This window comes from Bacteroides coprosuis, from assembly GCF_020741705.1.
GTDB classification, from domain to species: Bacteria; Bacteroidota; Bacteroidia; order Bacteroidales; family Bacteroidaceae; genus Bacteroides_E; species Bacteroides_E coprosuis.
Genome location: NZ_DYYK01000147.1, coordinates 1 through 12,836, shown reverse-complemented (window position 1 = coordinate 12,836; position 12,836 = coordinate 1). Strand labels below are relative to the sequence as shown.

At 34.1% G+C, this 12,836-nt stretch carries 12 protein-coding genes and 1 pseudogene; 7 read left to right on the top strand and 6 right to left on the bottom strand.

The features are described from left to right. Nucleotides 1-282: 282 nt before the first annotated feature. The 5 genes and pseudogenes from K8V80_RS09070 to K8V80_RS09050 all read left to right on the top strand — a co-directional run bounded on the left by K8V80_RS09070 (nt 283) and on the right by K8V80_RS09050 (nt 6,551). Nucleotides 283-2,493, top strand: a complete 2,211-nt coding sequence (locus K8V80_RS09070; protein ID WP_276777220.1) for a DUF4838 domain-containing protein — start codon at nt 283-285, stop codon at nt 2,491-2,493. 435 nt (nt 2,494-2,928) lie between these two features. Beyond that, a complete protein-coding gene (locus tag K8V80_RS09065) occupies nt 2,929-3,468 on the top strand; it encodes a Crp/Fnr family transcriptional regulator (RefSeq protein WP_276777218.1) in 540 nt (179 codons plus the stop codon). An 82-nt stretch (nt 3,469-3,550) separates the two neighbouring features. Continuing rightward, nucleotides 3,551-4,132, top strand: coding sequence for a hypothetical protein (locus tag K8V80_RS09060; RefSeq protein WP_276777215.1), 582 nt, complete (start codon nt 3,551-3,553; stop codon nt 4,130-4,132). Next, nucleotides 4,129-4,734, top strand: a pseudogene (gene ribB, locus K8V80_RS09055) (3,4-dihydroxy-2-butanone-4-phosphate synthase); the annotation flags it as partial. The gene K8V80_RS09060 and the pseudogene ribB, both read left to right, overlap by 4 nt. Before the next feature lie 35 nt (nt 4,735-4,769). Continuing rightward, entirely contained in the window at nt 4,770-6,551 is a 1,782-nt protein-coding gene (locus K8V80_RS09050; protein WP_276777209.1) for an ABC transporter ATP-binding protein, read from the top strand. 22 nt (nt 6,552-6,573) lie between these two features. On the opposite strand, the gene K8V80_RS09045 is transcribed toward K8V80_RS09050, so the two are convergent. Continuing rightward, nucleotides 6,574-7,284, bottom strand: coding sequence for a DUF169 domain-containing protein (locus K8V80_RS09045; RefSeq protein ID WP_006744162.1), 711 nt, complete (start codon nt 7,282-7,284; stop codon nt 6,574-6,576). A gap of 58 nt (nt 7,285-7,342) precedes the next feature. Between K8V80_RS09045 and K8V80_RS09040 the strand changes: the two genes are divergently transcribed. Further along, on the top strand, nt 7,343-7,804 hold the full coding sequence (locus K8V80_RS09040; RefSeq protein ID WP_006744161.1) for a MarR family winged helix-turn-helix transcriptional regulator: 462 nt from the start codon (nt 7,343-7,345) through the stop codon (nt 7,802-7,804). Nucleotides 7,805-7,880: 76 nt separating this feature from the next. Here K8V80_RS09040 and K8V80_RS09035 read toward each other — a convergent pair whose 3' ends face one another. Further along, nucleotides 7,881-8,432, bottom strand: coding sequence for a hypothetical protein (locus K8V80_RS09035; protein ID WP_276777205.1), 552 nt, complete (start codon nt 8,430-8,432; stop codon nt 7,881-7,883). Nucleotides 8,433-8,821: 389 nt separating this feature from the next. Between K8V80_RS09035 and K8V80_RS09030 the strand changes: the two genes are divergently transcribed. Continuing rightward, the gene (locus K8V80_RS09030) at nt 8,822-9,208 is read left to right on the top strand and encodes an A1S_2505 family phage non-structural protein (RefSeq protein WP_276777223.1); all 387 of its coding nucleotides are present in this window, start codon (nt 8,822-8,824) and stop codon (nt 9,206-9,208) included. Here K8V80_RS09030 and K8V80_RS09025 read toward each other — a convergent pair. The 4 genes from K8V80_RS09025 to K8V80_RS09010 form a co-directional block, all read right to left on the bottom strand. Continuing rightward, nucleotides 9,205-11,226 (bottom strand): heavy metal translocating P-type ATPase, encoded by a 2,022-nt coding sequence (locus K8V80_RS09025; RefSeq protein ID WP_276777203.1) that lies wholly within the window; start codon nt 11,224-11,226, stop codon nt 9,205-9,207. The two genes, K8V80_RS09030 and K8V80_RS09025, sit on opposite strands and share 4 nt — an antisense overlap. A gap of 79 nt (nt 11,227-11,305) precedes the next feature. Next, nucleotides 11,306-11,737: a Fur family transcriptional regulator gene (locus K8V80_RS09020; RefSeq protein ID WP_006744157.1), complete on the bottom strand. Its 432-nt coding sequence runs from the start codon at nt 11,735-11,737 to the stop codon at nt 11,306-11,308. Nucleotides 11,738-11,793: 56 nt separating this feature from the next. After that, nucleotides 11,794-12,459 (bottom strand): B3/B4 domain-containing protein, encoded by a 666-nt coding sequence (locus K8V80_RS09015; RefSeq protein ID WP_276777199.1) that lies wholly within the window; start codon nt 12,457-12,459, stop codon nt 11,794-11,796. 2 nt (nt 12,460-12,461) lie between these two features. Further along, a partial coding sequence (locus tag K8V80_RS09010) for a laccase domain-containing protein (protein ID WP_276777197.1) occupies nt 12,462-12,836 on the bottom strand: 375 nt, incomplete at its 5' end.

Here is a 12,836-nt window from a genome sequence, read left to right as displayed (position 1 = left end):
TTAACGCTAAACTAAAAGCCTTTAGGACTCAACTAAGAGGGGTTACAGATATTAGTTTCTTTCTATTTAGGGTTACTAAATTATTTGCTTAATAAGTTATCCCCCAAGTTTTGCAGGTGATCCCTTACCTCTCTCTATCACAACCAATTTTTAAAGCAAGTACTATCCTTTTTGATATTTTAAAAGCTGGTAAGGAATTAATAAATAGAGAATTTACTAAAGTGCATATTCGTTATAAACCTTAGCATTTACTTATCTTAGAGGGCAAAACACACAATCAACATGAAAAAGATTTTTTACCTATTAACTATTCTATTATTATCTACTAATTTGAATGCCCAAATTAGTGTTATTGAAAAAGGAAAACCGAAAGGACGAATTATTATTAACCAATCTGAGCCCATCAACCAAGAGGCCGCAAATTTACTTAACCACTTTTTAAAGGAAATATCAGGAACAGAACTTAGTATCGTGTCTGAATCTACAAAGATTAAAAAAGGGGACATCTTAATTGGATTAAAAACTCCTGAGAATTCCGATTTGATTAAAGATATCACTGAAGATGGTTTTCTTATTCAATCCAACTCCAACAACCTATCAATTATAGGTGATCAAGGTAAAGGAGCTCTTTACGGAGTAGTTTCTCTATTAGAAGACTATCAAGGTATTCGCTATTTAAAAGAACAGGCTTATACCCTTACTCCATCATCAGATGTTTCTTTCCCCGAAAATATTATTCAACTAGAGAATCCTTCTTTTAAGTACAGACAAACTCAAGCATATAGTACACATACTGATCCTATTTATAAAATATGGCACAGACTAGAAGAACCTCAAGAAGAGTTTGCTGCTGGCTACTGGGTTCATACCTTTAACAAACTATTACCTGCTGCAGAATATGGCGAAGAGCACCCTGAGTATTATGCTTTTTTGAATGGTCAAAGACATCCAGGTACTGTTAGTCAATGGTGTTTAACTAATGATGAAGTATTTGATATCGTAGTAAACCGTATTGACTCTATATTCAAAGCAAACCCTGATAAACACATCATTTCTGTTAGCCAAAATGATAGTCAGATTTACTGTCAATGTGAAAAATGCAAGGCTATCATCGATAAAGAAGGAACACCTGCTGGTCCTATCATTTACTTTTTGAATAAGTTAGCTCAAAAATATCCAGACAAAGAATTTTCTACCTTAGCCTATCTCTTTTCTGTACCCGCTCCAAAACACATCAAACCATTGCCTAATGTAAACATTATGCTATGTGACATTGATGCTTATAGAGAGGTTACATTAACAGAGAATCCTTCTGGTCAAGAGTTTGTAAAAGAGATGGAGGCATGGTCTAAAATTACAAATAACATCTACGTATGGGATTATGGTATCAACTTTGATAATTATGTAGCGCCCTTCCCTAACTTCCATATCTTACAACCCAATATGAAGCTTTTCAAAAAAAATGGTGCGACAAGACATTTCTCACAAATTGCAGGCTCAAAAGGTGGAGATTTTTCAGAGTTGAGAAGCTATATTGTAAGTAAGCTTTTATGGAATGTAAATGCTGATGTGGAATCCATAATGAAGGGATTTTTAAAAGACTTTTATGGCGAAGCTGCAGCTCCATATATTTATGATTATATCAAACTAAGAGAAGGTGCTTTACTAGGTAGTCAGATACCTTTGTGGATCTACGATACTCCTGTTACACATAAAGAGGGTATGTTAAATGATCAGCTGATGAGAAGATATAATCAGTTGTTTGACAAAGCTGAAGATGCTGTGAAAAATGATCCTATCTATTTAGCCCGAGTAAGAGAAGAAAGACTTCCTCTTCAATATTCTGAATTAGAAATCATCAGAACAAGAAACGATATTGACAAATCTAATCTAGGCGAAAAAGTAGAACTATTCAGAAATAGAGCAGCAGAATATGGTGTAGTGAGCTTAAATGAGCGTAGAAATTTTATTGAAGACTATTGTAAACAATATATCGAAAGAAATTTACCTGCAACAAAACAAAGCCTAGCATTAGGTGCAGATATCCTATTTGTAGATGCACCCAATAAGCCCTACGATGAAATGAAAGTAGCACTTACCGACGGACTATACGGTGGCGCTACATTTAATGATGGCTGGGTAGGCTGGGAAGGTAGAGATGGGGAATTCATTATCGACCTTGGAGAAACAAAGGATATTCAATCGGTTGAAACTGATTTCTTGCACAAACTAGGTTCTTGGGTATTATTACCTAAAAACATACAAGTTTCTACATCAATTGACAACAAGAAATACACAGAAATGGGATCTATAGAGATACCTGAAGACAAAGATATTGAAGTGAAATTTGTAACTTTTCCTATCCGTAGCAATCAAAAAGTGACTGCGAGATACATCCGTATAAAAGTAGGCACTATCGGGTTATGCCCTACTTGGCACTACGGTGTAGGACATCCTGCTTGGTTCTTCATAGATGAAGTCAATGTATATTAAGAAACTAAAACGGAAGGACTATCTCTAAATGAGGTAGTCCTTTTTTTATATCTATCTCCCACTTGAGTTTAATTCAACAAACTAATTTATAGGAATTTCATTTTACAAAATTTGAATAAAAATACATTTTCAGAAAGAGGTTTTACATGACTTAGTTATAAGTGCGCTCGATCAGGGTAAAAAGACTAACATGTCGGTGTCATGTCATGACGATGTCGGTGTTAAAACTTTATGACTCTTTTTTTATTAAAATACATGTATAAACATCCTTTTAGTATCTTATAGATATTCATCTCAATATTACGTTATAAATCTCATTTTACCACAAGTAGCAAAACCTCTTATAGGCTTCTTCACTTAAAGGATACTTTTGTATCTTTATCTTCCATCTAGCCGAATATATACATGAACCTTCTAAGTAACAAGATAAAAGAAATGACAAAGGTTACTGATGATGAGTTACAACTTATTCTCAGTAAATTTAAATCTGCCCGTTTCAAAAAAAATGAATTTCTCATTTTTTCAGAACAAGAGCAAAATCAAAAGATGTTTTTTGTGCGACAAGGCTGTTTAAGAATATTCTTTGTCAATAAAGAAGGCATTGAATCTACCCGACACCTCATTTTTGAAAATCATTTCGCTACTACTCTAACCAACTTCATCACTGACTTACCTAGCTTGGAATATATCCAAGCATTAGAAAATTGTGATGTCAATTATATTCTCAAAAAAGATTTCTTTGGGTTGTTAGAAACTATTCCTTGTTGGGAAATATTTTATAGAAAGTACTTAGAATATGCGTATGTAACCAACACTAGCCGACTAGAGTCTTTCATTACGTTATCTGCTCTAGAGCGATACAAATTACTGCTCAACCAAAATCCTGTTATTGTACGTAGGTTATCCAATAAAATTGTGGCCTCTTACCTCAGCATATCACAAGAAACATTGAGCCGTCTGAAATCAAAGCTATAAGTAGATCAAGTACTATTTTGACAAATGTCAATGATTTAGAGTTTTCATACTTCTAATTTTGCAATCACCAACAAATTGAAAGATGAAACAAATTAAAAATCATATAGATAGACTCAAGAGATTAAAACAAGAAGAGCTAATTCAACTGCTCTTTATCACTCTGTTTTATACGATACAAATATTATTTATAGCTCTAGTTATCCCTCAAAAAACCATTTTGTTACCACAAATAAATTCCACTTTTGTACTGATCACTCTATATCTACTTTGTGCTATTATAGGGACCCAAATGCACCAATTAAAAGACCATATTACATTACTTTTTACTCTTTATTGCGGCATAAGTATAGGTACTATATTAACAACAAAACCTTATGAATTTTTAGAAATGGGAGCATTAAGTGGTGCACTCAGTGGTGCAATATTATACAGTTTAAAGCATCAAGTACATCGGTTTATTTATACTCGGAAACTAGCTTATCACTTACTTATGAAGACTTATAGAGCTAGTTTTGCTCTTTCGGTCATTGCTGTTCTAATATTCTTAACCATACAAGCAGAAACAAGGCAACTTTATCTTATAGTAATAATAGCTCTATTGAGTCTTGCAATTCAATTCAATCATAAAATATCAAATCTTATTCATAAAAAACAAACAAAATGAAACAAGTAATATGCTCCATAGAAACAGGAATTAAAGAATTACAAAAAGGTAATTTTCTCATCGTAGTAGATGATAAAAACAGAGAAAATGAAGGAGATTTAATTATTGCTGCAGAAATGATAACTACTGAGAAAGTTAATTTCATGGAACAAAAAGCCAGAGGATTAATTTGTACTCCTATGACAAAAACAAGGTGTCAAGAGCTGCAACTGCCTATGATGACTTACAGCAATACATCTGAACAGGAAACACCCTTTACCATCTCTATTGACTACAAAAAAAGAGGATGTACAACAGGTATATCTGCCTATGATAGGGCTCAAACTATATTAGCACTCACCAAGCACGATACCATGCCCGAAGACTTTGGTAGGCCTGGTCATGTTTTTCCCTTAAGAGCTAAAGCAAACGGAGTATTGGAAAGAGCAGGACATACAGAGGCTGTAGTTGATCTGATGAAATTAGCAAAACTGAAACCAATAGGTGTACTTATAGAAATAAAAAATGAAGATGGCTCCATGTCTAGGATGCCCGATTTAATAAAATTTGCTGATAAGTATGATTTTAAAATAATATCTATCGCCGATTTAATAACTTACAGGAATAAATACAAAGATTCCCTTATAACACAATTAGAATGACTTTTTATCAATTATATAAAAAATTAAAACCTTACGTCCGACCTTATCGTTGGATTATTGGTATCACACTATTTTTCACAGCATTGGGATCTTTCGTAGGACAAGTCAATGCATTCATTATGAAGTACACGGTAGATGGTATAAGCGATTACATCACTCACCAAGAAACAGTACGCAACGGATTTTTGCTATTACTCTTTGTAGGAACAGCTTTCATTGGCAAAGAGCTAATCCATGTATTTATACAGATTGGTCAAAAGTTTTATGGCGAAAAGCTAAGAATTTTTATTTCTAAGGACTTAGCACAAACGATTATCAATAAAATTTTAACGTATAATGTCTCCTTCTTTACTAGTGACGACAATCAATCAGGCAAACTGCAAACTCGTATTGATAAAGGGGTAGATAGCTTAACCCGACTTGTACAAAACTTTTTTATTGATATATTACCTCTCTTTGCCACTGCTTTAGTTGCCTTGTTAATGATGTTTTACTCCAACTGGATCATAGGAGTTATCGGTCTATGCGTTATTCCCATTTACTTTTATGCAAGCACAAAGCAAGCGCAAAGACTGAAAGGATCTCGTCAATACATCAAAAAGTTTAGAGAAGAAAAGAGTCATGGTATTATCACTATTTTAGAGTCGATCTTAGTCATAAAATCTTTTGTAAGAGAAGATATAGAGGAAGAAAAGCAACTTCAGCTTCAAAATAATCTAACTTTTGCTCAAATTAGTATTCGCAAAATAAGAACTCTTTTTGAGGCCTCTAAAGACATCATAGAACAACTCGGACTGACTCTCATTATTCTTATTACCACCTATTTCATTATCAATGGGCAAATGACTATTGGAGCAATCATGTTTAACATCATGCTTTTCAATAATGTAGCTGCTCCAATTAGACAATTTCATCGTATCTATGGAGAGATGCACGATGCTTTAATCTATTCTGAAAGTTACTTCGAGATATTAGAAGCCGACTCCCAGAAAGAACAATCGGGTAGTTATATCCCCGAAAAATTAAAAGGTAAATTTGAAATAAAGAACGTTAGCTTTACTTATCCAAATGGAACAGAAGCACTTAAGAATATCAATATAACAATTGAACCTCAAGAGATTACAGCTTTAGTTGGTCTATCAGGAGCAGGAAAGACGACGATAGTCAATCTTTTAGATCGTTTTTACGAACCTAGTTCAGGACAAATTTTATTAGATGGTGTTCCATTACAAGAGTACGATACTCACTTTTTAAGAGAAAATATAGGGCTTGTGTTACAAAAGAATCACATATTCAATGGTTCTATCGAAGAAAACATAAGATATGGCAACCCTACTGCTCCATTTGAAGAGGTAATAGATGCTGCTAAAAAAGCACACATTCATGAGCAAATTATGGAGATGCCGGATAAGTATAATACAAAAGCTCTTAATTTATCAGGAGGGCAGCAACAACGTATTGCTATAGCCAGATTATTTCTAAAAAATCCACCTATTATCTTTTTAGATGAACCCACAGCCAGCCTTGATGCTATTGCTACTGAGCAGATAAAAAACAGTATTGATGCTATTAAGCAAAACCGCACTGTGATTATAATTTCTCACAGCATATCTCAAATCATAGATTCCGACACCATTTATTCTATGAATAAAGGTCGAATAGCAGAATGTGGATCACATGAAGAAATTTATCAAATGGGAGGCACCTATTCTCAGATATTTGACTCTATGGTAAGAAGCCTCAATATTGAGAAAATATCACAAACTATCAAAAAATAATTGTATAGGATTCACGCATCTTTTATGTCTGAATCCTATCTCTTATCTTACTCCAAGCATGAGTGTCGAAAAGACAACTTTGACGCATGGTGTGATACATTTCTTTAAAACGGGAAAAAGGAATAACGAAACTTAAAATATTTTCCTCAAAATAAGGCCTAACAGAGGGATCAAAGAAACCGATAAAAGTTGAGCGTCCTTGCTTCTTATTTTCTAAAACAGCTCTAGTTACAACTGTACTACACCCAGAGCCGAATAAAGATTGCACTGCTGAATCGGAGTTGTTATCAAAATATGCCCAAGTTGCTAACCCCGATAAGATATCTGGAGTAACCAAAAATAACAATCCTTCAATAAGATCAAAAGAATCAATTAAATCTAACCGAGCAAAGTTAAGATAAGCTCCTTTAGCCTTAGGAACTTGCATTTTGTCAATAAAACTACATACCATTTCTGGTGTCTGTTTATATCGTTCTTTCAACGAAACGAACTGAGGAATATAATCATTCATCTCGGCAAATCCTGTGTAAAACTTCCCTCCCCCACAACCTATATTCGCTTCATTTAAACTAATAGGAATTCCATCTCTAACCAATTTCAGTCCTTTAAATAAACAACCATTTATTTTATCCGTTTCGGCAATAGCCTCAGCAGAGTACCAAAAAGCAATAGGCAACTCAGCTCTTTCTGAAAAGGCCTCTTTATAGTTTAATATGAAACTCTTAATATCCATAACTCATTCCTCCTTATCCTAAGATATTAATTATCTTTGATACGAAGAAAAATTAAATATGAAAACTAAATTAGACGAATACGTCGGGTATAATATTTTTGTTGTTGCCAGCCTGCTGAAAAGGCAAATCTTTAGAATATTATCCAAACAAAATATTAATATCACGCCTGATCAATGGATTGTACTCAGCTATATTTGGGAAAACGATGGTCAAACAATTAGCGAGTTAGTTAAAAACTCTAATAAAGATTTTGCTAATGTCACTCGGATTATTAATAAGCTAGTAAAGTTGGGGTATGTTATTAAAGAACATAGCAAAGAAGATGGACGTAGTGTTATTGTGTACGCTACTAAGGAAGCGAGAATACTCGAAGAAAGATTAAATGACTGCTGGATGAAGTCTGTTAACATTTCTATGAAAGGGCTAAGTAAAGAAGAACAAGACTATCTACTCCTCTTACTTGATAGAATAAAAGTCAACTCTCTAGAATTTTTAGAAAAAGATGAAATTAACGAATAAAACAAGTTCTCACACTGAGGTATTGTTCTTTATTACGAAATAGTAAAGGGGGAAATTTCCCCCTTTACTATTTCTATCATTTTGAATAAGTTACTTCACACGGTTTTCCTGTTGAAGGATAATCTAAGTCAAAACTCACTTGAATTTGCCTCATCTCTGAAATCATTTCTGGTTTGACAAGGATGTTTTCAATTACAAAACAATCAGACTGTTCACATCGAACATCCAAACTTTGATGATGCTCTCCATGTCTTCCAATACCATAAGAATCTATCAATATCAATTGTGGATTGGCTTTCAATATTTCTTCTAAAATATCCATACTTAGAGAAGTATCAATATCGTTAAAATAAGCCTTAGAACCGTAATCATTTTGATTCAAATTATCGGTATAGAGTAAAAGAGCTTGTCCTTCCAAAGAGGGTAGTTTTTTAGCCTCATTGAGTGTAGGCATACCTTCTCTACAATCTAAAATAAATACGGGTAAATTGTAATTGTTTTCACTCGGAGTCTTAGAGTAACAATCTATATGTGTGCCAAAGTGCCCTCTAGCACCTATTTTATCTGCTTGTTTTTCGAGCCACTCATATGCTGGATGGCTTGAATCTAAATCTATATGTAATTTCATTTGTTTTTATTATAAAAATAATTGTATATAATACTCATGCTAAGTAAATACTCAGCATAAGCCTTTGATTGAACCTATTTTATACACAGATTAATTCACCAAAAGGCAGGATTATATGTCTTAATTAATTTTTTCATAACAAATGATTTGCAAATATAGATACATTTATACCTTCAATACAAGTAAATGCTTCAATGATTAACTACAGTTAGGTATTTAACCTATTCTATATAAAATATTTAGCAAAGACGTCGTACTTTTAAAAACAAATTAACTTTTAGTTTACGAAAAAAGGAGGAATAAAACTAGCGAATTTAATACTTTTTTATTATGTCATTTATTTTTGTTATATTTAGGACATAACCAACGTTTAACTTATGGAAATAGATATTGATAATAGAGTTACTCCAAAATATATTAATGAATTGGAGGAATGTGAAGTTTTTGTATTCGGTAGTAATTTACCAGGATTACATGTTGGAGGTGCAGCCAACGTAGCACACAATAAATGGGGAGCAGTATGGGGACAAGGAGTAGGTCTGCAAGGTCAAACTTATGCCATACCAACCATGCAAGGTGACATAGAAACGGTAGAACCCTACGTTAACGACTTCATAGAATTTGCAAAAAAGCACCAAGAATTAATATTTCTTGTTACACCTATTGGATGTGGCATAGCAGGATTTACACCCAAAGAGATAGCCCCACTATTTAGAGAAGCTACCTCTTTAGAAAATGTATACTTACCTCGTAGTTTTTGGGATATTCTAAATTAGAAATCCTTTTTATATAAAATACGTACAGCATTCAATACTGCCAATATAGTAACTCCGACATCTGCTATAACGGCTTCCCACATAGTAGCAATACCTAGTGCTCCCAATAGCAGTACAAAGAGTTTAATACTAAAGGCTAAAGCTATATTTTGGAATACTATTTTCCGAGTAGCTTTAGCTATTTTTATAGCCTTACTTATCTTTGAAGGCTGATCAGTTTGAATTACTACATCTGCAACCTCAATGGCTGCATCAGCCCCCATAGCGCCCATAGCAATACCTATATCACTTAGTGCCAAAGAAGGTGCATCATTAATTCCGTCGCCTACAAAACAAATCACGTTTTTAGGATTCTTTTTTAGATCTTCAACATAAGCTACTTTCTCTTGGGGAAGTAACCCTCCAATAGCCTTATCTATACCAATCTTATCTCCTACTTCTTGAGTAATAGCTGGATTATCTCCACTCAGCATAATAATGTTTTTTACACCACTTTGATGCAATGATAAAACAGCTTCTTCTGCATCTTCCTTAATTTTATCAGCAATATGAATAGCACCTAAGTATTGATTTCCTTTACTCACTAATATAGTTGTGCCTACTATCTCTTTCACCTTAGAATCATAGGACACCCCAAACTTATCTAATAGTTTATAATTTCCTACTAATAAAATATCTCCGTCTAGCTCACATTTCACACCATGTCCAGCCACCTCTTCGATATTTTCAATTCTATCTATGATTGCCTGATTGGCGTTATGATAAGCTAGTATCGCCTGAGCAATGGGATGGGAAGAGAAGCTTTCTACAGCAGATGTTATATCAAGAAAGCTTTGACGGTCTCCTTCTGCAAACACTTCTTGTACTTCAAACACACCTTCTGTCATTGTTCCTGTTTTATCTACTACCACCGTATTTACATGAGACATCTGATCAAGATAGTTGGCTCCTTTAAACAAGATACCTTTACGGGAAGCAGCTCCAATACCTCCAAAATAACCCAAAGGAATAGAGATAACTAAAGCACATGGACAAGAGATTACCAAAAAGACCAATGCTCTATATAACCATTCAGTAAACACATAATCGCTAACCAATAAAGCAGGAAGGAAGGCTAACACTACGGCTAACCCAAAAACAGCAGGAGTATACCAGCGAGCAAACTTCCGCATTAAAAGTTCTGTTTTTGCTTTACGTTCGGTAGCTTCTTGTACCATCTCTAGTATCTTGGACAATGCACTGTCCTTATATACTTTAGAAGACTCTATCTCTATAACTCCATCTAGGTTTATCATACCAGCTAAAACAGGCTCGCCCCTTCTTTTGGTTTGAGGGACACTCTCTCCTGTTAGAGCTACTGTATTAAAGCTAGCTTTATCCGAAAACAAAACACCATCTACTGGTAATTTATCTCCTACCCTTAACTGAATCCGATCTCCTATCTTTACTTCTTCTGAAGGAATTATATCTATACCTGTGGGTGTAATTCTTCTCGCTTCCTCTACTCGTACATCTAATAGAGATTCTATATTCTTAGTAGCTTTACCAACAGCCATAGATTGAAATAACTCTCCTATAGAATACAAAAGCATTACTGCAACAGCCTCAGGATATTCTCCTAGAGATAAGGCCCCAATAGTTGCAATTCCCATCAAAGAGAATTCATTGAAAAAATCTTTCTCGTGAATAACGGCTTCAACCGCTTCTCTTAAAACAGGAAAAGCTACGGGAATATAAGCTAGAATATAAAAAATAGGATAGACATAGGAAGGGAATGATGCTCCCCAAACAGTGTGCTCAAGAATCAACCCTAATACCAATAATACTGTACTAAAAATTATAGGAGCAAGTTCTTTTACATCTAAAGCCCCTGAGTGATTATGCTCATGAGAACAACCTGAACAAGAGATTTTATTTTGCTTGTTTTCGTTTTCACTATTTAAGGCATAGCTACGACTATGAATAGGTTCTGCTCCTTGATAGAAAGCAGAATTGTGGGTATCTATATCTTTTGACATATCTTTTACTTCTTAATATTATTCTCTATTAATCGATATATCAAAGATACAATATAGTTTATGCAACTAAGTTGCAAACTTAGTTATGCCGTTTGGAGCAATCAGAACAAATTCCTTTGAATACGAAGTTAGCACTCTCATAAGAAAAGCCTGAAGGTAAGCCGACTTTAGGTATGGCTATATTGTCTAAACAGAAGGTACGGTTACATTCTGTACAAGAAAAATGAACATGAGATTGAGGTACTGAACAGTCACACCCTCTCCTACACACAGAATATTTAATAGATCCAGAGCCATCATCTATGCTATGAATCAATAAGTTTTCATGAAAATGAGTTATTGTACGATATAGTGTGGATTTATCAACAGTATCTAGCCTGTTTTCCAAGTCTAGTAAGCTGAAAGCTTGATGTTCTTCCATAGACATCATTTCCCTTAGCACTAACAATCGAACTGCTGTAGGACGTATATTACGCTCTTTCAATCTTACTTCTAATTCTTTTGTTGACATCATTACTTTTTCTCCTTCTTGAGATTAACAATATTCAGAATGAACAGTTGAATTTATTAGGAATAAAAAACATATTCTACTTCTTTTGCAGCCACATATTTTTCTAGCAGATTTATAGAGTATTCAACTGCTTCTTGTAATCCTTCTATACCACTGTACCCATTAATGAGAATCAAAAGATTTTGAGTTTCAAGAGATATTTTAGTTCGTTCTTCATCACTAGTTGGAGTTCCTATTCCTCCTCTTGAGTCTCTATATACAGGAAGACCTTCAATATTTAATATACCTCTACCAATACCCTCGAATGGTTCATCTTTTTTCCCAACTCCTAATACGAGATGATTACCCTCAATATAATCCGCATCAAATCCACCCATAGAATATCCTGTTGCAATAGAAACCAAATTAACTAAATCAACAAGAGTATCTATTTGTAAAGACTGCCCTTTTAATATTCTACGGCGAAGAGCTTCTGCCGCTGGACGATAACGATTCGGATCTTTCTTACACTTTTTATATACAGTACGAGTAGCATCAATTGTTTTCAACTTTTTTATATCTGCTATTTCTAACGTTTTCTTAAGTTGATTACCAAATTCTTTAATTTCATCCCACAAAGATTCACAATAGGGAGTGTTTGAAACTCTTGCTGTTATTGCCGCTCCCTTAAACTCTGGAGCAACTTCTTTTAACTCTTGAGATACAGTTATATTAAATCGCATAATTATAATTCGTGTTTTAGCATAATACCCGTTATAATACGACCTGAATGAATTCCAAGTCTACGGGCAGAGAAAAACTCCTTGTGTCTTGTATATGTACAAATAGATGCACAACTAATCTTATTGGACATTACTCCTACCTGAAGCATCAATCTTTTATTGGCTTTCCACAAATCTATATGATATTTTTGAGAAATAGAATTAAATTGAGCAATAGACTCCATATCAAAGCCTGAATGAGCAAACTGTTCAACTACTTCATCTCCAACTTCAAAAGCTTTTACAGAAATACTCGGACCAATACAAGCAATTATGTCAGATACAGAAGACCCAAAAACTAAACTCATCGTGTTTATCGTTTTGCCTACTATATTCTT